General features: G+C 73.6%; 21 protein-coding genes and 1 tRNA gene. 10 read left to right on the forward strand and 12 right to left on the reverse strand.

Annotated features, from left to right (window positions below):
* Positions 1-21: 21 nt before the first annotated feature.
* From AVL62_RS13295 to AVL62_RS16705, 3 genes are read right to left on the reverse strand one after another with little or no spacing between them, the layout of a single operon-like run.
* Entirely contained in the window at positions 22-897 is an 876-nt protein-coding gene (locus AVL62_RS13295) for an NUDIX hydrolase (protein WP_153011799.1), read from the reverse strand.
* A gap of 1 nt (position 898) precedes the next feature.
* Entirely contained in the window at positions 899-1,387 is a 489-nt protein-coding gene (locus AVL62_RS13300) for a RidA family protein (RefSeq protein ID WP_058892136.1), read from the reverse strand.
* 10 nt (positions 1,388-1,397) lie between these two features.
* Positions 1,398-1,565 (reverse strand): DUF4177 domain-containing protein, encoded by a 168-nt coding sequence (locus AVL62_RS16705; RefSeq protein ID WP_083518953.1) that lies wholly within the window; start codon positions 1,563-1,565, stop codon positions 1,398-1,400.
* 102 nt (positions 1,566-1,667) lie between these two features.
* On the opposite strand from AVL62_RS16705, the gene AVL62_RS13305 reads away from it, so the two are divergent.
* The 10 genes from AVL62_RS13305 to AVL62_RS13350 all read left to right on the forward strand — a co-directional run bounded on the left by AVL62_RS13305 (position 1,668) and on the right by AVL62_RS13350 (position 12,097).
* Positions 1,668-4,349 carry a transglycosylase domain-containing protein gene (locus AVL62_RS13305; protein WP_083518954.1) on the forward strand — a complete coding sequence of 894 codons (2,682 nt, stop codon included), beginning with the start codon at positions 1,668-1,670 and terminating at the stop codon, positions 4,347-4,349.
* Between the two features lie 175 nt (positions 4,350-4,524).
* Positions 4,525-4,989 (forward strand): GatB/YqeY domain-containing protein, encoded by a 465-nt coding sequence (locus tag AVL62_RS13310; RefSeq protein ID WP_058892311.1) that lies wholly within the window; start codon positions 4,525-4,527, stop codon positions 4,987-4,989.
* A gap of 20 nt (positions 4,990-5,009) precedes the next feature.
* Positions 5,010-6,002, forward strand: coding sequence for a metallophosphoesterase (locus AVL62_RS13315; RefSeq protein WP_058892138.1), 993 nt, complete (start codon positions 5,010-5,012; stop codon positions 6,000-6,002).
* A 68-nt stretch (positions 6,003-6,070) separates the two neighbouring features.
* A tRNA-Pro gene (locus tag AVL62_RS13320) sits at positions 6,071-6,147 on the forward strand.
* A gap of 156 nt (positions 6,148-6,303) precedes the next feature.
* Positions 6,304-9,288: a DUF4040 family protein gene (locus AVL62_RS13325; protein WP_058892139.1), complete on the forward strand. Its 2,985-nt coding sequence runs from the start codon at positions 6,304-6,306 to the stop codon at positions 9,286-9,288.
* Positions 9,285-9,617, forward strand: a complete 333-nt coding sequence (locus tag AVL62_RS13330; protein ID WP_058892140.1) for a sodium:proton antiporter — start codon at positions 9,285-9,287, stop codon at positions 9,615-9,617. Before AVL62_RS13325 ends, AVL62_RS13330 begins: the two co-directional genes overlap by 4 nt.
* Positions 9,614-11,128, forward strand: coding sequence for a monovalent cation/H+ antiporter subunit D family protein (locus AVL62_RS13335; RefSeq protein WP_327282323.1), 1,515 nt, complete (start codon positions 9,614-9,616; stop codon positions 11,126-11,128). The genes AVL62_RS13330 and AVL62_RS13335 overlap by 4 nt, the downstream gene beginning before the upstream one ends.
* Positions 11,125-11,505, forward strand: a complete 381-nt coding sequence (locus tag AVL62_RS13340) for a Na+/H+ antiporter subunit E (RefSeq protein WP_058892142.1) — start codon at positions 11,125-11,127, stop codon at positions 11,503-11,505. Before AVL62_RS13335 ends, AVL62_RS13340 begins: the two co-directional genes overlap by 4 nt.
* Positions 11,502-11,762, forward strand: coding sequence for a monovalent cation/H+ antiporter complex subunit F (locus tag AVL62_RS13345; RefSeq protein ID WP_058892143.1), 261 nt, complete (start codon positions 11,502-11,504; stop codon positions 11,760-11,762). Before AVL62_RS13340 ends, AVL62_RS13345 begins: the two co-directional genes overlap by 4 nt.
* Positions 11,759-12,097: a cation:proton antiporter gene (locus tag AVL62_RS13350; protein ID WP_058892144.1), complete on the forward strand. Its 339-nt coding sequence runs from the start codon at positions 11,759-11,761 to the stop codon at positions 12,095-12,097. The genes AVL62_RS13345 and AVL62_RS13350 overlap by 4 nt, the downstream gene beginning before the upstream one ends.
* Before the next feature lie 34 nt (positions 12,098-12,131).
* On the opposite strand, the gene AVL62_RS13355 is transcribed toward AVL62_RS13350, so the two are convergent.
* The 9 genes from AVL62_RS13355 to AVL62_RS13395 form a co-directional block, all read right to left on the reverse strand.
* Entirely contained in the window at positions 12,132-12,692 is a 561-nt protein-coding gene (locus tag AVL62_RS13355; RefSeq protein ID WP_058892145.1) for a DUF5063 domain-containing protein, read from the reverse strand.
* A gap of 75 nt (positions 12,693-12,767) precedes the next feature.
* Positions 12,768-13,385: a recombination mediator RecR gene (gene recR, locus AVL62_RS13360; RefSeq protein ID WP_058892146.1), complete on the reverse strand. Its 618-nt coding sequence runs from the start codon at positions 13,383-13,385 to the stop codon at positions 12,768-12,770.
* 58 nt (positions 13,386-13,443) lie between these two features.
* Positions 13,444-14,118 (reverse strand): lysophospholipid acyltransferase family protein, encoded by a 675-nt coding sequence (locus AVL62_RS13365; RefSeq protein WP_058892147.1) that lies wholly within the window; start codon positions 14,116-14,118, stop codon positions 13,444-13,446.
* Between the two features lie 13 nt (positions 14,119-14,131).
* Positions 14,132-16,693, reverse strand: coding sequence for a DNA polymerase III subunit gamma and tau (locus AVL62_RS13370; protein ID WP_058892148.1), 2,562 nt, complete (start codon positions 16,691-16,693; stop codon positions 14,132-14,134).
* Between the two features lie 44 nt (positions 16,694-16,737).
* Positions 16,738-17,052: a hypothetical protein gene (locus AVL62_RS13375; RefSeq protein ID WP_161937890.1), complete on the reverse strand. Its 315-nt coding sequence runs from the start codon at positions 17,050-17,052 to the stop codon at positions 16,738-16,740.
* A gap of 11 nt (positions 17,053-17,063) precedes the next feature.
* Complete coding sequence (locus AVL62_RS13380; RefSeq protein ID WP_058892150.1) at positions 17,064-17,789, reverse strand: hypothetical protein; 726 nt, start codon at positions 17,787-17,789, stop codon at positions 17,064-17,066.
* Positions 17,786-18,118: a PadR family transcriptional regulator gene (locus AVL62_RS13385; RefSeq protein WP_058892151.1), complete on the reverse strand. Its 333-nt coding sequence runs from the start codon at positions 18,116-18,118 to the stop codon at positions 17,786-17,788. Before AVL62_RS13385 ends, AVL62_RS13380 begins: the two co-directional genes overlap by 4 nt.
* Positions 18,119-18,139: 21 nt before the next feature.
* Positions 18,140-20,374, reverse strand: coding sequence for a HelD family protein (locus AVL62_RS13390; protein WP_058892152.1), 2,235 nt, complete (start codon positions 20,372-20,374; stop codon positions 18,140-18,142).
* An 83-nt stretch (positions 20,375-20,457) separates the two neighbouring features.
* Entirely contained in the window at positions 20,458-21,474 is a 1,017-nt protein-coding gene (locus tag AVL62_RS13395) for a helix-turn-helix transcriptional regulator (RefSeq protein ID WP_058892153.1), read from the reverse strand.
* Positions 21,475-21,560 lie beyond the last annotated feature (86 nt).

Raw genomic sequence — 21,560 nt, forward strand, 5'->3', positions numbered from 1 at the left:
CGTCCGCGGCCCCACCCGGCCTCACCGCGCGTCCACGGGCCGCGGCGCCCTCATCCACAGCCGTCCGTCGTGCTCGACCGGGACCGGCATGACGGCCGGCACCTGGGGCCGCTCCCCCAGCCAGTCGTCGAGGTCATCGATGCCCGCGAGCTCCTCGACCATCACCTGGGTGGGGGGCAGCAGCAGGTCGCGGCCCTCCCGCTGGCCCTGGAGGATGTCCGCCGGGGTGCGCCACCCGGCCTCGGCGGCCTCGCTGCTCTCGTCGTCGGCCACCTGGCCCGGCGGCATACGGGCGGCCAGGAACCGCGTGTCGTAGCGCCGCGGCTCGCACTCGGGGGTGATCCAGTGGCCGCGCAGGCTCAGCAGGTCCGTCCGGAGCACCAGCGAGTGGCGCTGCAGCACCTGGGCGAAGCTGTGGGTGCGGTCCAGCAGCCCCACCCGCTCCTGACGCCATACCTCGTCGCGCAGGTCGTCGACCACCGTGTCGGGCGACCGGCCGGCCAGCAGCACACCGCACTCCTCGAAGACCTCCCGGGCGGCTGCGGCGACCAGCTGCCGCGCCTCGGCCTCGCCCGTCCCCAGCCGCCGGGCCCAGGAGCGCGCGTCCGGCCCGGCCCAGGGCACTCCGACGTCGGCGTCGCGCGGGTCGACGCCGCCGCCGGGGAAGGCGACCATCCCGCCCGCGAAGGCCATGCCCCCGGCGCGACGGAGCACGAAGACCTCCAGTCGAGGGTCGTCACGCAGCAGCATCACCGTGGCCGAGTCCCGTGGCGTCGCCGCGGACCGCTCGGCGGGCGGGCGGCGCAGCCAGGCGCGGGAGTGCTCCGTCACGACGTCGGGGACGTCGAAGTCGCGGTATGCGGCCGCCCCGGGGCCGGCGGCATCCTCCCCCGCCACGTCAGTCCCGGACGGCGACGGTGATCTCGACCTCGACGGGCACGTCGAGCGGCAGCACGGCGACGCCGACGGCGGAGCGGGCGTGCACCCCGGCCTCGCCGAACGCGTGGCCGAGCAGCTCGGACGCCCCGTTCACCACGCCCGGCTGCCCCGTGAAGGAGGGGTCGCTGGCCACGAAGCCGACGACCTTCACCACCCGGACGACGCGGTCGAGGTCACCGATGACCGACCGGACGGCGGCGATGGCGTTGAGGGCGCACACCCCGGCGAGACGCGTGGCGTCCTCAGGGCTCACCAGCCCCTCCCCCTCGCCGACCTTGCCGGTGCGCTCCAGACGCCCGTCGACGAACGGCACCTGCCCCGAGCTGAAGACGAGGTCACCGTGCCTGACCGCCGGGACGTAGGCGGCGACGGGCGCCGCGACCTGGGGCACCCGGTGGCCGAGCTCGGCCAGCCGGCCCTCCACGACACCCGCTGCGGAGTCGGCCATGACCGACCCGTCAGGCGTTCTTGGGACGCTTGAGGTACGCCACGAGGTTGGTGCCGTCGCCCGGTCCGGGCACCACCTGCACCAGCTCCCAGCCGTCCTCGCCCCACTGGTCGAGGATCTGCTTGGTCGCGTGGATCATGAGGGGGACGGTCGCGTACTCCCACTGCTGCACAGTCATGGTGCCGACCCTACCGGCCACGTCGGCCCGGTCGCCCGACCACCCGCGGGCGGCTCGGCGTGGGTCAAGGACCTCTCAGAAACCTCACGTACCGTGTCTGGTATGCGCTCTGCTCTCACTGTCGCACGGGTGACCTCCCTGCTCGGGGTCTTTCTGGCCGTCTCGATCCTCATGGGGATCATCGGTGCCGGCCTGCTCGCCCCGGTGGTGGGGGCCACCGGCCTCGCGGCCCGGGAGAGCGTGAGCATGTTCGAGGAGCTGCCGGGGGACCTGGAGCAGAACCCGCTGGCCCAGCAGTCCCGCATCCTGGCCGCGGACGGCACCATCCTCGCGACCCCGGCGACGCAGAACCGCATCATCGTCGAGAGCGACGAGATCAGCCAGAACATGAAGGACGCGCAGGTCGCGATCGAGGACGAGCGCTTCTTCCAGCACGGCGGCGCCGACGTCGAGGCGCTGGCCCGGGCGGTGGTCCAGAACTCCACCACCGACACGACCCAGGGCGGCTCGACCCTGACCCAGCAGTACATCAAGCTGGCGCTGCAGGACCAGGCGCTCAAGGAGGGCGACGCCGAGGCCTACGCCCAGACCCAGGCCAGGTCGGGCATGGAGGGCTACGTCCGCAAGCTGCGCGAGCTGAAGTACGCCATCACCCTCGAGGAGCGGCTCACCAAGGACGAGATCCTCGTGGGCTACCTCAACCTGGCCTTCTACGGCGACCGGGTCTTCGGCGTCGAGGCCGCGGCCCGGCACTACTTCAACGTCAACGCCGCGGACCTCACGGTCGCCCAGTCGGCGCTGCTGGCCGGGGTCGTCCGCTCGCCCAGCAACACCAACCCGGTGGCCAACCCCGAGCTGGCCCAGGCACGGCGCGACGTCGTGCTCGGCAACATGTTCGACCAGGGGATGATCACCGAGGAGGAGCTGGAGGAGGCCCGCTCGCAGCAGGTCGAGGACATGCTCGAGATCCGGGACAGCCAGCGCTCCTGCCTGCGCTCGGCCAACCCCTACTTCTGCGACTACGTCGAGGCCTGGCTGCTGGAGCAGCCGGCGCTGGGCAAGACCCGGGACGAGCGGCTGGAGAACCTCACGACCAACGGGCTGACCGTCCAGACCACCCTCGACCTCGAGCTCTCGGGCGAGATGAAGGACATCCTGCGCGACGCCACCCCGGAGGGCAACGAGTACTTCCTCGGCTCCGCCGCGACCGTCGTCGAGCCCGGCACCGGCAAGATCCTCGCCTTCAACCAGTCCTCCCAGTACGACCTGGAGGGCACCAACGACAAGGTCCGGGAGACCTCGGTCAACTGGAACGTCGACAACGCCTACGGCGGCCCGGGAGGTATGGCGATCGGCTCGATCGCGAAGGCGTACACCCTGGTCGAAGCCCTCGAGAAGGGCGTGCCGGTCGAGGCGGACATCCGGGTGCGCGAGCCAGAGGACAGCACCTTCGGCAACGTCTGGCTCGAGGACCCGGAGAACCGGCCCACGTCGTACCCCCCGTCGGACGAGGTCTTCCCGGCCGGCATCTTCTTCCGCGACGACTTCGACGAGGGCTGCACGATCGGCGAGGACCACTGGGCGGTCCGCAACGCCAATGACGAGAACCACGTCGACGAGATCACCCTGCGCAAGGCGTCGGCCCTGTCGGTCAACACCGCCTTCGCCACCCTGGCCTCCCAGGTCGGGACGTGCGACATCGCGGAGACGATGACCGAGATGGGCCTGCACGCGGCCAACGGCCAGGACTACGGGCTGGACCCGGGCAACGCCGACAACACGCTCGCTCCGTCCCTGGTGCTCGGCGCCGACACCGCGAGCCCGCTCACCGTGGCCGCGTCCTACGCGACCTTCGCCTCGGGCGGCATCTACTGCCCGCCGGTGCCGGTCACCCAGGTGCTGGACGCCGACGGTGAGGAGCTGCCGCTGGAGCTGCCGGAGTGCGAGCGGGTCATCGAGGAGGACGTCGCGCTGGGTGCCGTGGAGCTGCTCGAGGGTGTCCTCAGCATCGAGGGCTCGGGGTGGCAGGCCATCCTGGATGACGACCGCCCGGCCGGCGGCAAGACCGGCACCAACAACGACTCGACCGCCACCTGGTTCGCCGGCTTCACCCCGCAGCTCTCGACCGCGGTCTTCGTGGGCAACGTGCCGGCCGGGGCCCGCTACGACGGGGACCTCGTCGACATCACCATCGGAGGCGAGTACATCGAGGGTCCGCTCTTCGGCTCCTCGCTGGCCGCGCCCACCTGGAAGCGGATCATGGAGACCGCCTCGGAGGGCATGGACGTCGAGGGGTGGGACGAGCCGTCCAACGAGATCCTCAACGGCAAGCGGGTGACGATCCCCCGCGTGGTCGGTCTGGAGGTCGGGGAGGCTCAGGAGCGCCTCGAGGACGCCGGGCTCACCGGTGCGGTCGTGCGGGTCGGCTCCAGCCGCCCTGAGGGCACCGTCGTCTACACCACGCCCGGGGTGGGGTCCTCGGTACAGACGTCCGATCCGGTCACCCTGCACGTGTCCAACGGCTTCGAGCAGGCCGCGGCGCCGCCGCCGGCGCCCGTCCAGGCGGCCCCCCGGCGGAGCCAGCCGCAGCCACCTGCTCCGGCGTCGTCGCAGCCGTCCCCGGAGCCCGAGCCCACGCAGGAGCCCGAGCCGGAACCGACGCAGGAGCCCGAGCCCGAGCCGGAACCGACGCAAGACCCGCAGCCGGCCCCCGCCCCGACTCCCGACCCGCCCGACGAACCCCCGGGCACCGACCCGCCCGGCGACGACGAGGACGACGACTGAGGGTCACCCCCTCCGGCCGCACCGGCCGCACCGGACGCGCCGCCCGGCCGCACAGGACGCGCCGGCAGGTCACACCGGACGCGCCGCCCGGCCGCACAGGACGCCTGGCGGGCGCCCGCTGACGGCCTCCGGAATGCCGCAGGGGGTCCGCGGCCGGGGTGAGACACTGGCGGACATGACCGAGCAGACCGGCCTCAAGGCCACCCTCCAGCAGGACCTCACCGCAGCCATGCGCGCGCAGGACAAGGTGCGGGCGGGCACGCTGCGCATGACGCTCTCCGCCGTGACGACCGAGGAGGTCGCCGGCAAGCAGGCGCGCGAGCTCTCCGACGACGAGGTGCTCCGCGTCATCACCAAGGAGGCCAAGAAGCGCCGCGAGGCGGCCGAGGCCTACACCGGGGCCAACCGTCCCGAGCTCGCGGCCCAGGAGGAGGCCGAGCTGGAGGTGCTGGAGGCCTACCTGCCCGCCCAGCTCAGCGACGAGGAGCTCGACCAGCTCGCGCGCGCGGCGGTCTCCGAGACCGGCGCCACCGACATGCGCGGGATGGGCGGGGTGATGAAGGTGCTGCAGCCGCGGGTGGCCGGCCGCGCCGAGGGTGGCCGGGTCGCCGCCGCGGTGAGGCAGGCGCTGGGCGCCTGAGCGTCCCCGGCGCGCACCCGATGACGACCTCCTCCGTCCACCGACCGCTCGGCACCACCCTCGCCGCCGGCACGGTCGTCGGTGCGGGCGCGGCGGTCTACGCCACCTGGGTGGAACCGCGGTGGTTCGCGCTCCGAGAGCTGACCGTGCCCTGCCTGCCTCCGGGCAGACCGGAGGTGCGGGTGCTCCACCTGTCGGACCTGCACCTCGTGCCGCGGCAGCACCGCAAGCGCGACTGGGTGCGGGGTCTGGCCGCGCTCGAGCCCGACCTGGTGGTCCACACCGGTGACCACCTGGCCGCGATGGACGCGGTGCCGGCGGCGCTCGACACCTACGGCACGCTGCTGGACCGCCCGGGCGCCTTCGTCCTGGGGTCGAACGACTACTACCCGCCCACGGCGAAGAACCCGCTGCGCTACCTCAACGACAGCCACCGCAGGGGCGCCGACCTGACGCCGCGACGCCTGCCGACCCAGGACCTCGTCGACGGGCTCACGGCACGCGGCTGGGTCGACCTCACCCACCGCCGCGTCCGCATCGAGACCGGCGGGGTCACCCTCGAGCTGGTCGGGACCGACGACGCCCACCTCGGGCTGGACGACTACGCCCGGGTATCGGCACCGGCCGATCCTGGCGCGGACCTCACCATCGGCGTCACGCACGCGCCCTACCGCCGCGTGCTCGACCCCATGGCCGCCGACGGAGCACGCCTGCTCATCGCCGGGCACACCCACGGCGGGCAGCTGCGGGTTCCGGGGTATGGCGCGCTCGTCACCAACTGCGACCTCGACACCCCCCGGGCCCGAGGGCTGTCGCGCTGGTGGCCTGGCGCCGGAGCGACCTCGTCACGGCTCCGGCCCCGCGCGGCGCCCTCCGCCGACCCACCGTCGGACGCGGCCTGGCTGCACGTCTCGGCCGGCCTCGGCGGCAACCCCTACACGCCGTTCCGCTTCTGCTGCCGGCCCGAGGCGACGCTGCTGACGCTGACGAACGACCCTCGTCGGCGGATTTAGCCGCGGCGGTCGGCGTGGGCTATCCTTGCGGACGCTGCGTGCGGCCAGTCGGGCCTGCGCAGGAGCCACGGGGTGTGGCGCAGCTTGGTAGCGCGCTTCGTTCGGGACGAAGAGGTCGCAGGTTCAAATCCTGTCACCCCGACCATGCAAAAACCGACCCTGACCAGGGAAGACACGGTCAGGGTCGGTTTATTTCGTGCACGTTGCAGGCGCCGGCACGGGGGGTTGGTAGCCTGCTGTTCATGATCCGCCCGGTCGACCGTTGCCCCACCGGCACCGGCCTGTCCAGGGCGGGTGCTCCGTGAGCCTGCTCTGGACCCTCGTCATCTCCGCGGTGACGGTCCTCGCCACCTTCCCGCTCACCCGCTTCCTCGGGCGTCACGCCGGCTGGCCCATCGCCGCGCTCTACCTCGCGGCCGCGGCGGCGTTCTGGCCGGCCGCGACGCAGGTCATGGCCGGGGACACGCCGACCTGGTCCGTGCCGTGGGTGCCGACCCTGGGCCTGGAGCTGTCGCTGCGGGCGGACGGCCTCGGCACCGTCTTCACCTTCATCGCCCTGGTCATCGGCGCGATCGTGCTCGCCTACTCCACGGCATACCTCAAGCCGGGCCGCAACCTCACCTTCTACTTCTACATGGCGATGTTCACCGTCTCCATGGTCGGACTGGTGCTGGCGGACGACCTCATCCTGCTGTTCCTGTGCTGGGAGCTCACCAGCCTGGCCAGCTTCTTCCTCATCGCCCGGTCGGGGTATGCCGGCGAGGCCGCCTCGATGCGCACGCTGCTCATCACCTTCCTCGGCGGGCTCGGGCTGCTGGCCGCGGTGACCGCGATCATCGTGCGCACCGGCACCACGACGCTGTCCGAGGCGCTCGCCCACGAGGTGTGGGACACGAGCCCCGGCTTCACCGCCGCCGTGGCCCTCCTCGTCATCCTCGCGGCCTTCACCAAGTCGGCGCAGTTCCCCTTCCACGTCTGGCTGCCGGACGCCATGGCCGCCGCGACCCCCGTCAGCGCCTACCTGCACGCCGCCGCGGTCGTCAAGGCCGGCATCTTCCTGCTCATGCGCTTCTCGCCGGCCTTCCACGACGTGCCGGTGTGGAACGTCCTGCTCATCACCACCGGCCTGGTCACCTGCGGGATCGGCGGCTGGTTCGCGCTGCAGAAGACCGACCTCAAGAAGCTCATGGCCTATTCCACGGTCAGCCAGCTCGGGCTCATCGTGGCCACCATCGGCGTCGGCACGGAGTACGCCCTCGCCGCCGCCATCCTGCACGTCATCGCGCACGCCCTCTTCAAGTCCGGGCTCTTCATGATGGTCGGCGTGGTCGACCACGCCACCGGCACCCGCGACGTGCGCCGTATGCCGGTGCTCTCCAGCGCCATGCCGGTGGCCTTCTGGGTCACCGTCCTCGGGTGCGCCTCGATGGCCGGCGTGCCCCCCATGCTCGGCTTCGTCTCCAAGGAGAGCATCCTCACCTCGATGCTCGACTCCCCCTTCGGCGCGGTCGCCTCCTGGGCCGCCTTCCTGGGGGTCGCCCTGACCGCGGTCCTCACCTTCGCCTACTGCGCCAAGATCGTCTTCAACGGCTTCTACGACGGCCGCGGCCAGGCCAAGTGGCCCGAGGACCGCCCGTTGCACACCACCCCGTGGGCTCTCGGGACCTTCGCCGCCATCCCCATCGTCGTCGGCCTGCCGCTGGCCTTCGTCGTCGGCATCCTCGACACCCCGGTCGGCCGGGCCACCGCCGCCATGCTCCCCGCCGACGCCGAGGAGCCGCACCCGCACCTCTCCCTGTGGCACGGCGTCAACCTCGAGCTCGTCACCTCCCTGGCCATCATCGCCGTCGGCGTGCTGGTCATCCTGCGCCGCCGCTTCTTCTTCCCGGCCCGCGAGCACGACACCTTCTCCTTCGACGGCGCCGACGTCATCCGCGTCATCAACGACACCGCCGCGGACTTCGGCAAGGCGCTGGGAGCCCTCGCCCGGGCCGACAACCCCACCCGGCACGTCGCAGTGCAGTTCGTCGCGCTGGCCGCCCTCGTGCTCGGCGGCGTGGGCGTCCTCGTCGGCCGCGACGAGCTCCTGCCGGTGCAGGAGGGACTGGTCAGCCCGGTCGACGCGGTGGTCCTGGTCATCATCGCGGGGGCCGTGGTCGTCCTGGGGCGGGCCAGCTCGCGGCTCGCCGCCGTCGTGGCGCTCTCCACCATCGGTGCCGCCGTCACCGTCCAGATCTTCGCCCTCGGCGCCCCCGACGTCGGCATGACCCAGCTGCTGGTCGAAGCGCTCACCGTGCTCATGATCATGCTCGTGCTGCAGCGCCTCCCCCAGACCTTCGGCCGCGGGCCCCGGTGGGGCAACAAGGCCGCCCTCGCCCTCGCCGTGGTCGGCGGGCTGTCGGCCGGCGTGGCGACCTGGGCGCTGACCGGCCGCCGCGACCGCAGCGAGATCGCGATCTGGTACCTCACCGAGGGTCCGGTCGAGACGAGCGGCGACAACGTCGTCAACACGATCCTGGTGGAGTTCCGTGCCCTCGACACCTTCGGCGAGCTCACCGTGCTGGGGATGGCCGCGGCCGCCATGGTCGCGATCCTCTCCACGGTCCGCGACCGCTACCTCGACCCGCCCCCGGAGTCGGACCGCAACTACGTCGCACCTCCCGAGGTGCCGCTGCAGGCCGAGGGGTCCACGGCATACCGCGCCATCGCCGAGGCCTGGGGCAACGCCGTGCCCATGCAGATCATGGTGAGGGCCACCGCGCCCCTGCTGGCGATCATCTCCGCGATCCTCTTCCTGCGCGGCCACAACTCCCCGGGCGGCGGGTTCATCGCGGCGCTCGTCGGGTCCTCGATCGTCGCCCTCATCTACCTCGCGACCTCCCGCGACCGCACCGTCGGTCCGCCCCGGCTCCCGCTGCGCCTCGTCGCGCTGGGTGTCCTCATCGCCATCGGCACCGGCATCTGGGGCATGCTCGGGCACGCCTCGTTCCTCGAGCCGCTGCACGGCTACGTCTTCGACATTTACGTCAGCACCTCGATGGTCTTCGACCTCGGCGTCTACCTCGCCGTGCTCGGCCTCGTCATGGAGGCCTTCAACCTGCTCGGCGCCACCGGGGGCCGCGAGGGCACCAGGGAGCGCGCCGACGAGTCCGTCGAGGGCGAGATCAGCGGGCCCATGGACACCTCCCGCGGCGAGCGGTATGCCGAGACCCGCCGCGGCATCCCCGGGCGCCGGTCGACCTACCTCCAGCAGGACCGTCCCCCGCGCCCAGGAGGTGGCCAGTGATCCTCCCCCTCACCGTCGGCGTGCTCACCGCCGGAGCCATCTACCTCATGCTGCAGCGCGGCATGGTGCGCATCATCTTCGGCCTGTCGCTGCTCGCCCACGCCGCCAACCTGGTCATCCTCTCCGCGGGCGTGACCGCCTGGCGGGGTGAGCCCTTCCCGGACGCGGCCGGGGCCGCGGACGCCGGCGACCCCCTGCCCCAGGCCTTCGTCCTCACCGCCATCGTCATCGCCCTCGCCGTGACCGTGCTCATGCTCGCCATGGCCGTCATCGGGCACAACGACGACACCAAGCGGATGCCCGAGACCGGGGAGACCCACCGCCGATGATGACTGCCGCCCTCCTCCCGTTCCTCGCGGTGCTGCCGATCGCCGCCTCCGCCGCCACCGTGCTGTGGCGCAACGCGACGTGGCAGCGGATCTGGCTGCTCGCCATCCCGGTCCTCACCGGTCTCGGCGCCCTCGACCTGCTGCTGCAGCACCGCGAGACCCCCGTCATCGCCGAGAACGTCGGCGCCTTCGTGCCCGGTGTCGCGATCCCCTTCGTGTCCGACACGCTCAGCGCGCTCATGATCCTGGTGACCTCGCTCACCGTGCTCATGTGCCTCGCCTTCATGACGATCACCGGGGAGAGCCGCTACCGGCTGGTGACCCCCCTCGTGCTCATGCTGCTCGGTGGGGTCAACGGCGCCTTCCTCACCGGCGACCTGTTCAACCTCTTCGTCTTCGTCGAGGTCATGCTGCTGCCCAGCTACGCCCTCATCGCGGTGACCGGCACGTGGCGGCGCCTGGGCGTGGGCCGGACCTTCGTCGTCGTCAACCTGCTCACCAGCACCATCCTGCTCATCGGGGTGGGCCTCGTCTACGCGACCGCCGAGACGGTCAACCTGGCGCTCCTCGTCGGCGCCGGCAGCGACCCCCGCACCATGCTCAGCTCGGGCGTGGTGCTGCTGGCGCTGTCGATCAAGGCCGCCATCGTGCCCCTGCACACCTGGCTGCCGCGGACCTACCCCGCCACCTCGGCCTCCGTCATGGCGCTGTTCAGCGCCCTGCACACCAAGGTCGCGCTGTACGCGCTGTACCGCGTCACGTCCACGCTCTACGAGGGTCAGCCCCCGTGGATCATGGTCCTCGCCGTCCTCGTGGGGCTCTCGATCGTCGTCGGCTCCTACAGCACCTTCAGCGAGCGGGTCATGCGGCGGGCCCTGTCCTGGCAGATGGTCGCCGGCGTCGGGCACATCATGCTGGGGCTGGCGCTCTTCACCCAGTTCTCCCTGGGCGCCGGCATCTTCTACATGATCCACCACATCATCACGATGGGGGCCCTCATCCTCGGGGCCGGGGCCATCGAGCAGACCTACGGCTCGGGCCGGTACGAGCGGCTCTCGGGGATCATCCGGCGCGACCGGCTGCTGACCATCAGCTACGCCCTCGCGCTCATGTCGCTCATCGGGCTGCCGCCGAGCTCCGGCTTCTTCGGCAAGGTGGGGCTGGTGCAGGCGTCCGCCCAGGCGGGCGGCCCCTGGCAGGCGGTCTTCATCACGCTGATCTTCGTCGGTGCCCTCGGCTCGCTGGTCGCCATGCAGCGACTGTGGGTCGGGGTGTTCTGGGGCCCCGACATGGAGGACTACCTCCCCGACTCCCCGGAGACGGGCCGCGGCACCAAGGTCGCGCTGACCGACGACGTCCGCGTCACCCCCCGGCTCCTCGCCCCGATGGCCGTGCTGGTCATCACCCAGCTCGCGATGTTCGTCCTCGCCGGGCCGATCATGCAGGTGACCACCCGAGCGGCCCAGGGCCTGGTCGACCTGCAGCCCTACGTGCAGGCGGTGACCGGATGATCCCCAACCCGCTGCGCATCGGGGTCTACGCCGGCTGGCTGGCCGGCGAGGTCATCCGCGGCGCCCTGCGCATCGGGGTCGACGTCATCACCCCGGACCTGCGCATGTCCCCCGCGATCGTGGCGCTCCCCCTGCACTGCGAGACCGACCTGGAGATCAGCACCATGGCCTCCTCCATCACCATCACCCCCGGCACCATCACCCTCGGCATCGCCCCCCGCACCGGCGACTCGCCGCCCACGCTCTACGTCCACGCGCTCTACGGGCAGGACCGCGACTCCCTCATCGAGGAGCTGCGGGAGATGGAGCGACGGCTGCTCGTCATGACGCGCGGGCGCCGTGCCGGTGAGCGGGCCATGGAGGGGGAGCCGGCATGACCTTCATCGTGTGGACCACCGTGGCGATCCTGCTGCTCGCGGCCGTCCTGGGGCTCGTGCGCGTGCTGCTCTCGCGCGACGACGCCTCGGTCGCGGCGGTGAGCGACCTCGCCTACTTCTGCGCGGTCGGGATCTTCCTCATGGTCGGGCTGAACTCGGAGTCGATCGTGCTGCTCGACGTCGCCTCCCTCGCCGCGCTCGTCGGCATCCTCGCCACGGTGTCGCTGGCCCGCATCCTCACCAGGGGGCGCCGATGACGCTGCTGCTGACCATCCTCACCGGCGTGCTGTGCATCGGTGGCGCCGTCTTCGTGCTGCTCAGCGCCATCGCCATGCTGCGCTCTCGCGACGGGCTGTCCCGGATCAGCGTGCTCTCCAGCGCCACCGGCATGGGGCTGCCCTGGATGGCGACGGGGGTCTACATCCAGCACGTGGTGGTCCACGGGTTCGACGTCATCACCCTCGTCAAGCTGCTGGTCGCCATCGCCGGCTTCATCATCATGAGCTCGGTCGCCTCCAACGCGCTCGGTCGGGCGGCCTACCGCTCGGGCGCCCCCCTCGACCCCGCCACGGACCCGAACGAGCTGGCCTGAGCGCACCCGGGGTCGCCCGGGGTCGTCCCCGTCGTCAGGTGACGGCGTGCAGCGCCGCGAGCTCGGCCTCCATGACCTGCTCGTCGGTGGCGTCGAGCCGGACGTGCGCCAGCAGCGTGTGCAGCACGCGCAGCGCGGCGGCGGCGCGCTCGCCCCAGGAGGAGAGGTAGCTGAACTGCCACCACCACATGGCCTCGGTCGGGCGGCCGGCGAGGTAGTGCTCCTGGCCGTGCGCCAGGTCGGCCGCCACCGCGACGAGGTCGTCCGAGAGCGAGCCGCGCGTCACCTCCCCGGTGATGACGGGGTCCTCGAGGTCGCAGTAGTCGTCCAGGCCCCCGAGCAGCGTGTGCAGCGCCTCGCGCACGCGTTCCAGGTCGGCGTCCGGGCCGGCGTCGGGCTCGAAGCGCTCGGCCGGCACCACGTCCACCAGGGCCCCCAGCCGCGCCCCGGCGGCGCACAGCTGTCCCACGCTGAGCAGCAGCAGCGGCAGCGCCGACTCGGCGGCCTCGCCCGAGGCCACCTCCTCGAGACTGCTGAAGTAGGCGGCCACCTCCGCGTGCATGTCCTGCGCCGGCTGGGTCCAGTCGTCGACCATGCCCCCCACCCTAGAGGCAAAGGGAGACCGGCGGGCCGGGTCGCGCCCTCCGGGGCGCCGGTCCGCCCCCGCGCGTCAGGGCGTGGCGGTGCCGGAGGAGATCATCCGACGCCCCTCGAAGGCCCGCCCGAGCGTGACCTCGTCGGCGTACTCCAGGTCGCCGCCGACGGGCAGCCCCGAGGCCAGGCGACTGACCCGAACCCCGTCGTAGGGCTTGAGCAGGCGGGCGAGGTAGGTCGCGGTCGCCTCTCCCTCCAGGTTGGGGTCGGTCGCGATGATGACCTCGGCGACCTGGCCGTCGGCGAGCCGGGCGACCAGCTCACGGACCCGCAGGTCCTCCGGACCCACGCCACCGATGGGGTTGATGGCCCCGCCGAGGACGTGGTAGCGGCCGCGGAACTCCCGGGTCCGCTCGACGGCGGCGACGTCCTGGCTCTGCTCGACGACGCAGATCATGCTCGGGTCGCGCCGGTCGTCCAGACAGATCCGGCAGCGCTCGGCCTCCGCCACGTTGCCGCAGACCTCGCAGAAACGCACCTTCTCCCGGATCTGCAACAGGGCCTCGGCGAGGCGGGTGATGTCCTCGGGGTCGGCCGCGAGCAGGTGGAAGGCCATCCGCTGGGCTCCCTTGGGGCCCACGCCGGGCAACCGCCCCAGCTCGTCGATCAGGTCCTGGACCACGCCTTCATACACAGCAGGCCACTGTATGCCGTGGCGCCGACACCCGCCTCCAGGCTCGCCCGGTCCGGTGTCAGGCGGGGGTCTCGCCGGAGCGCTGGGCGTACTCCCCGGCCCACTCCTGGCCCGACAGCTCCCGGATGCGCTGCATGACCTCGTCGGTGAGCTCGCGCCGGGCCCGGCCCTGCGGCACCCCGTCGAACCGACCGGCGACGTGGATCGGTGCGCCGAACTCCACCCGCACCTTGGCCCGGCGCGGGAGGCGGCTCCCGACGGGCTGGATGTCCTGGGTGCCCTGGAGCCCGACCGGCACGACCGGGCAGCCGGCCTCCAGGGCCAGCCAGGCGACGCCGGTCCGACCGCGGTAGAGGCGCCCGTCACGCGAACGGGTGCCCTCGGGGTAGATGCCGAAGGCACCGCCGCCGCGCAGGTGGGCGAGCGCGAGGTCGAGGGACTTCTGCGCCGCCCGGGTGTCGTCGCGGTCCACGGGGATGGACCCCACGCCGGTGAACCACTCGCGGCTGATCCAGCCCTTGACCCCGGTGCCGGTGAAGTACTCCGACTTGGCGAGGAAGGCCACCTGGCGGGGCGCCGTGAGCGGGATGACCACGCTGTCGATGAACGAGCGGTGGTTGCTGGCCAGGATGACCGGTCCGTCCATGGGGACGTTGTCCCGCCCCACGACCTCGGGCCGCCAGATCGCCGTGGCCAGGGGGGTCACCACAGGATGGAGCAGCTCGTAGATCATGCCTGGGCCGTCCTCACGCCACGGGGTCGTCGTTGATGGCGATGACAGTACCGCCCAGCACGCTCTCGATGACCGGCTGGCCGACCGTGCCCGAGGTCGCGAGGTCCTCGTCGTCGTCGCTCGGGACGGCGTCGGCCGCGTCGGCGGGAGCCGCAGGCCGGTCGCGGGCGGGCGCCGGCCCGGCCGGGGCAGGCTCCGCGCCGGTCGCCCAGGCGGGCGCGCCCTGCCCGACGGTCCGCTGCGACCACTCCGGCTGGTCCGCGGCCGGTGCCTCCGGCCGCCCACCGGCACCGAGCTGCTCGGCCAGGCCCGGCTCGGGTGGGCCCGCCGCCGCGCGGCCCGGCTGCGACGGGCCCGGCCCGGGGCCGCCGCCGCGTCCGCGCACCCGCACCGGGGCGGCGGCGGGCGCCGCGGTCCCGCCCACGCCCTCGGAGCTCGCGCCACGCGTCCGCAGACGCCCCCGCATCGGAGCATCGGGGATGCCGTCGGGCACCGCGGCCGTGCCGACCGACGGCGTCCCCGGAGCGTCCGTCCGGCGTGCCGCGGGGGTCGTGTCGTCGGACGCGCCGAGGTCCTCCGGCGGAGCCCAGTCGTCCGGCTCGGGCGGCTCCTCCGGGGCTCGCTCGGGTTCGTCCTCCGGCGGCTCTGGCGCCGCCTGGGGGCTCGGGCCGGGGCCGGGGGCGCCCGGCCGCGCCGCCGGCTGGCGGGACCGGTCGCCCGGCCGGGGCGGGGATCCCGCCGCCCCCGGAGCCCCGGTGGGCTGCCCGGCGCCGGTGGACTGCGCCGAGGGCGAGGGCGAGGTCTTCGATGGGGCACGCCCGCCACCGTCCTCGGGCGGATGGCCGCCGACCACGGTGGCCTCGATGCGGGTGTCGAGGGCGAGTGCGTCCAGCACCCCCTGCCGCAGCGCCTCCTCGTTGGAGGTGCCCATGAAGTGGCGGATCCACCGCTCGTCCGGCATACCGACGAGCAGCCGTCGACCGTCGAAGTCCACGACCTGGATCGACTCCAGGGCGCCCGCGGTGCGGCGGCTGATCGAGCGCACGGCCGCGATGATCTCCGGCCAGTGCCGACGCAGCGCGGCCGTGTCGAGGTGACCGGGTGCCGACGCACCGGCATCGTGCCGCTGCCCGTCCACCTGCTGAGCGTGGTCCTGCTGCTCGACCTGGGCCGGGGCGGCCCCACCCGGCTGCTCCCCGTGCCCCGGGGCCGCCGCCGACGCGGGTGGCGTCGGTGCCGGCCCCCGGTCCGTCGCCCGTGCCTGCGCCACGGCGCGCTGCCGGGGCGAGGGCTCGGTGACCGCGCCCCGGGCCGGGGCCGCCGCCCCCGGACCACCGCCGGGAGGAGTCGTGGCGTCCTCCTCGACCGGGGCAGCGCCACGTCGGCCCGTCGCCGTCCCGCCGCCCGGGCGGTCGGCCGCGCCGAGCCGGCGCTCGATCCGGTCCAGCCGGGCCCCGTGACCCTCCTCGCCCTGCGCGGCGGGCAGCAGCAGGCGGGCCGCCAGCAGCTCCAGGACCAACCGGTAGGAGACCGCGCCCGTCATCTCCGACAGCCCCCGGCTCACCAGGTCGCCCGCCCGGGACAGCCCGGCCGCGCCGTAGGCCTGCGCCTGCCGTCGCATCCGCTCCACCTGGTCCTCCGGCAGCCCGGGGAGCAGACCGCCGGCCTGCTCACCCACGGCGGCCAGGACGATGAGGTCGCGGTAGCGCTCGAGCAGGTCCTCCACGAAGCGTCGGGGGTCGTGCCCGGACTCCATCACCCGGTCGACCTGCGCGAACACCGTGGCCGCGTCGCCGGCCGCGACCGCCTCGACGACCGCGTCCAGCAGCTCGACGTCGGTGAAGCCGAGCAACGCGGCGGTGCGCTCGTAGGTGAGGCCGTCCTCGCCCGCACCGGAGATCAGCTGGTCGAGCACCGACAACGAGTCGCGCACGGAGCCGCCCCCCGCTCGGGTGACGAACGACAGCACGCCCGGCTCGAGGTGCACGCCCTCCGTCCGGCACAGCTGCTCGAGGTACGCCGTGAGGCGCTGCGGCGGGACGAGGTGGAAGGGGTAGTGGTGGGTGCGGGAGCGGATGGTCGCCAGGACCTTCTCCGGCTCGGTGGTGGCGAAGATGAACTTCACGTGCGGCGGGGGCTCCTCCACGACCTTGAGCAGGGAGTTGAAGCCCTCCCGGCTCACCATGTGGGCCTCGTCGATGATGTAGATCTTGTAGCGGGCCGTCGCGGGCCCGAAGGCCGCGCGCTCGCGCAGCTCTCGGGTGTCGTCCACCCGCCCGTGGCTGGCGGCGTCGATCTCGATGACGTCGACCGACCCGGCGCCGTCGCGGGCCAGCGCCACGCACGACTCGCAGGTGCCGCAGGGCTCCGGCGTGGGCCCCTGCTCGCAGTTGAGGCAGCGGGCGAGGATGCGTGCGCTCGTGGTCTTGCCGCAGCCGCGCGGGCCCGAGAAGAGGTAGGCGTGGCTCACCCGCTCCGAGCGCAGCGCCTGCATGAGCGGCTCGGTGACGTGCTCCTGACCGATGACGTCCGCGAAGGTCTCCGGTCGGTAGCGGCGGTACAGGGCGATGCTCACAGCACCGACCCTAACGCCCTGGCCCGACAGCTCCCCCCCGCCGATCATGCCGCCTGTGGACGATCCTGCTCGCGCCGGACGCGGCGCCACGCCGTGGCGACGGACCAGCACACCGCCACCGTGAGCAGCACCCAGATCCAGGTGACGAGGTCCGCGGCACCTCCGTCGACGAGGCGGTCGACCGTGAGGAGCAGCACCACCGGCACGAGGGCCGTCCAGCCCCAGGCGGCCCGGCGGGCCCGGGCCACCCGGTCCCGGCCGAACCGTGACGCGTAGGACGCGGGCGTCCCGAACTCCTCCCGCAGCCCGGCACCGGACCGGCCGGCGTGGGCCCTGGCCTCCCGGACGATCTCGCTCACCCTCGCCTCGCTCAGGTCCAGCCGCAGCCGGAGGGTGCCGGCCAGCTCCCGGCTCCACGCCTCGTCGTCCGAGGCGGGGGCGGTGCGCCGGCCGGACGGCGGCAGCACAGGGCGTAGCCCACCGCGAGGAGGGCGAGCGAGAACGTGCTCGTGGTGGCCAGGACGGCGTCCCTGGTCCCCAGCAGCAGCCACGTCAGCCCGGCGACGACGGTCGCCGCCACGCCGAGCCCGGCCGCCGCCGCGACGCCGACCGGGCGGCGTGTCAGCACCCACTCCCAGGTGGCGATGGCCGCGACCACCCCGGTGCCGGCCAGGATCGGCAGGAGGAGCAGGCCCCAGGTCAGCTCCACCGACCATCCCTCGCGCAGGAGCCAGACGAGCATCATGAGCAGGCTGACGAGACAGGCCGCCACCGAGCCGACGACGGGGACGTCCCGCCATCTCGCGTCCGGGGTGGAGTCCACCGTCGGGAGCCCGCGCTCGGCCCGGTCCGCGAGCCGCCCCGCGGCCCACTCCGGCGCCGGGCCGTAGAGCTCTGCCGGCCCCTCCCCGGTCTCGCGGACCAGGGGGAGCGCGTCCCGCAGCTCCTCCAGGACGGGGCGCGCCCACACTTCCTCCCGCGCCAGGGTGAGCACCACCTCCTCGGCCCAGGCCTGGTCCTCCGCCCGCCCGCGGGCCTCGCGGTAGGCGCGCAGCACAGGGGTCAGCGGCCCCTCCGGCCGTCGGGTCCTGCTCATCGTCCCTCCTCCATCCGTAGCGCGTCGCCCAGCTGGGCCCAGCTCGTCCGGCCCTCGTCGAGCCGGGTGCGGCCGGCCGACGTCAGCCGGTAGTCCTTGCGCGCCGGGCCGCTCCCGGCGTCGACCCAGGCCGCCGCGACGTGGCCGGCGTCCTCCAACCGCGCCAGCACCGGGTAGAGGGAGCCCCCGCGGAGCCTCCCGAAACCCCGGGCCTGTAGCACCTGGGCGATGGCGTAGCCGTGACGGGGCCCGTCGGCCAGCGATCCCAGGACCGCCAGGTCCAGGGCGGCACGCACCCACGCCGCCGGCCACCGAGCTGTCTCTGACATGTACCTAAGTATGCATCATACCTAGAGCGCCGCAGGAACCCCCGTGGCCTCGGGGCGCAGCACCGTCATGCGGTGCGCGGCCCGCGTGAGCACGACGTAGAGGGCCCGCACCCCTCCCGGCGCCTCCCGGACGACGGCGTCGGGGTCCACCACCACGGTGGCGTCGTACTCCAGGCCCTTGGTCGACAGCGGGTCGACGAGGACCACCTGCTCACCGGCGACCACCGGGGCGAGCCGCTCGTGCCAGGACCAGGGGGCGATGACCGCGACCGCGCCGGACACCAGCGCCCGCAGCTCCGCCACCTCCTCGGCCACCCGGGCCGGTGTCTCCTCCGCCCACACCGTGACGTCCCGCGGCTCGTGACCGGTCTCCCGCACCGCCTGCGGGATGTCGGCGTCGGGCACGTGCTCGGTGATGAGCCGCGCCGCCAGGTCGAAGATCTCGCGGGCGTTGCGGTAGTTGGTGTCCATGTGGAAGGCCCGGCGCGGCGCGCTGCCGAAGGCCTCCTCGCGGGCCTGCCGGGCCTCGGCGAGGTCGTCCCACGAGGCCTGGGCCAGGTCGCCCACGACGGTCCACGAGGCCCACCGACCGCGCCGCCCGAGCATCCGCCACTGCATCGGGGAGAGGTCCTGCGCCTCGTCGACCAGGACGTGGGCGTACTCCTCCGACTCACCCACCCGCCCGGCGAGCAGCCGCTCGCGCGGGTCGGCGGACACCCGCTGACCCCGACCGGGCGCCCCCGTCGCCTCGGTCCCGCCGTCCGCGCCGACCCGCAGGGCGGAGACGCCGTACTGGCTGGCGTCGTCCAGCTCCTCGATCTCGTAGAACCCGCGCTCCTCGCTGGGCAGGTCCACCACGGGTCCGAGCCGGGCGGCGAGGTCGTCGACGAGGGCGACGTCGGCCACCGTCCACGTCCCGAGCCGCAGGGCCTCCTGGTAGGACGCCGCGAGACCGGCTGCGGCGCCGGCGTCGAGCCCCCCGAGACGCCGGACGAGGCCCTCGTCGGCGAGCCAGAGCAGCATCTCGCGGGGGTCGAGGGGGCGCCACCAGTGCCGCATGAACGCCTCGACGTCACCCGAGTCGCGGAACCGGTCGAGGAAGTCGTCGCGCTCGCCGTGCTCGACCTGGGCCCAGGCCAGCTGCGCCAGCGCCTCCACCGCCGCATCGTAGCCGGCGTTGCGGTGGTGGTGGCGCAGCACCTGGGCCCGCGCCCGGTCGAGGTCCGGGGCGTCCAGGCGGATGGCGTGACCGGCGACGAAGGTGCGCAGCTGCAGGGGCGCGTCCGGGATCGGCTCCCGGACCAGCCGGGCGAGCAGCCGACGGACGCGCAGGCTGCCCTTGGTCGCCGCGACCGCCGGTGGGTCCAGCCGGGTGGCGGTGATGCCGCCGAGCACGTCCCCGAGCGAGCGCAGCACGACCGAGTCCTCGCCCAACGAGGGCAGGACCCGCTCGATGTAGGCGGTGTAGGCGGCGGACGGGCCGACGACGAGCACCCCGCCGCCCTCGAACCTGCGACGGTCGGAGTAGAGCAGGTAGGCCGCGCGGTGCAGCGCGACCACGGTCTTCCCGGTGCCCGGGCCCCCGGTGATCTCGGTGACGCCCCGGGCGGGTGCCCGGATGGCCTCGTCCTGGTGGTGCTGGATGGTGGCGACGATGTCGCGCATCCGGGCGCCGCGGCTGCGGGTCAGCGCGGCGAGCAGGGCGCCGTCGCCGACCACGACGACGTCCTCCGGCGGCTCGGCCACCATGAGGTCGTCCTCGACACCGACGACCTGGACCCCCTGGCAGCGCAGCACCCGCCGGCGCAGGACGCCCTGCGGGTCGACCGGGGTGGCGCGGTAGAACGGTGCGGCGGCCGGCGCCCGCCAGTCCACCACGAGCGGCTCGTAGTCGTCGTCGCGCACCCCGAGCCGGCCGACGTAGCGCACCTCGCGGGTGGCTCCCTGCTCGTCGGGCACCTCGTGCTCCAGGTCGAGCCGACCGAAGACGAGCCCCTCGTGCTGGTGCTCGAGCGAGGCCCGCCGCTTGCTGGCGGAGTAGACGAGGGCGTCCCGCTCGAACAGCCCGGCCATCTCCTCCTCCCGGGGGTCACCGGTGCCCCGGCGGTCGGTCTGCCCCCTGGCCATGCCCTCCGCGTGCACCAGCTCGACGCGGGCGGCAGCCTTGCCGAGCTCGGCGTAGACCTTGTCCACGTGCGCCTGCTCCGCGGCGATCTCGGCCGCGACCGCCTGGTCGGTCGTCGCCAGCTCGGTCATCCGCCCACCTTCCGTGCGATCTCCCGGGGCGCAGCGCCGCCACGGCGGCCCCCGCAAAGTCGGCAGTCTATCGGTCCGCGGTGTCAGACCCAGCCACGGCGGACCGCCTGGGCGCCGGCGTGGAACCGGGTGGCCGCCCCGAGGTGCTCCATGATGTAGCGCACGCGGCGCTCGACGGTGCGCACGGAGATGTCGCACCGCCGGGCGATCACCTGGTCCGACGCCCCGCTGACGAGGAGGGTGAGGATGGTCTGGTCGCGCTCGTCCAGCGGTGCCGCCGACCCGCCCTCCTCCTTGCGCCGGTTGGCGTCGCGCATCTCACCGTAGGGGGCCGCCAGCAGCCAGGTCCGCTCGATGAGGCTCGCGACGGCGGCCACCGGGGCCTCCATCCGGGCCTCGAAGGACCCGACCCCCTCGGGGTCGAACCGGCTGATGTCCACGAGCGTGGCGTCGTCGTCGCAGACGACCGCGGTCACCGGCACCCCGTTGCCGGTCCGGACGAGGGCGCCGTCGCGCACGGCCTGCTCCATGACCGCCACCGTGGCGGGCAGCTCCAGCAGCCCGGTGTCGAGGATCAGCCGCCGGTCGACCCCCGGCCGCACGGACAGCAGCCCGGGGTCGTCGGCCGCGAGCTCGAGCAGCCTGCGGCTGGCCACCGAGCCGTCGATCGCCCACCAGAGGCGCTCGGTCGTGGCCAGGTGCATCGCGGCGATCCGGCCCACGATGTCGTCGACCCCCCCGAGGAAGTCCATGCCGGGGACGACCCGCTGCACCCCGCCGTCGGCCGCCCGTCGCCACGCCCGTTCCAGCTCCCCGGCCGTGGCCCGGGCCAGCCGCAGCCGATGCTCGGTCTCGGCGGCATACCGGGCCACCGCCTCGCGCGGCGGCACCACGTCCCAGGTCCCCGGCGTGCCACCGGACCGCAGGAACCCCCGCGCCTCCAGCTCGGCCGTGGCCACGTCGATCTCCTCGTCCGTGAGGCCGGCGTCCCGGAGGGCGGGTCGCGAGGGGCTGCCGAGACGCACCGCCCGGCGGAACACCCCCGAGACGAAGTCCTCGTAGGCCGCGCCGTGCAGGCGTGCGGGGGGCTGGGCGTCCATCCCCTCATGATGTCGGATGTCCGCCAACGGCGACATCCCGACGTGCCGTGGCGTGACATCGCCCTCGTCGTGTGCCACTGTGGGGA

The sequence above is a fragment of the Serinicoccus chungangensis genome (genome assembly GCF_001483745.1).
GTDB classification, from domain to species: domain Bacteria; phylum Actinomycetota; class Actinomycetes; order Actinomycetales; family Dermatophilaceae; genus Ornithinicoccus; species Ornithinicoccus chungangensis_A.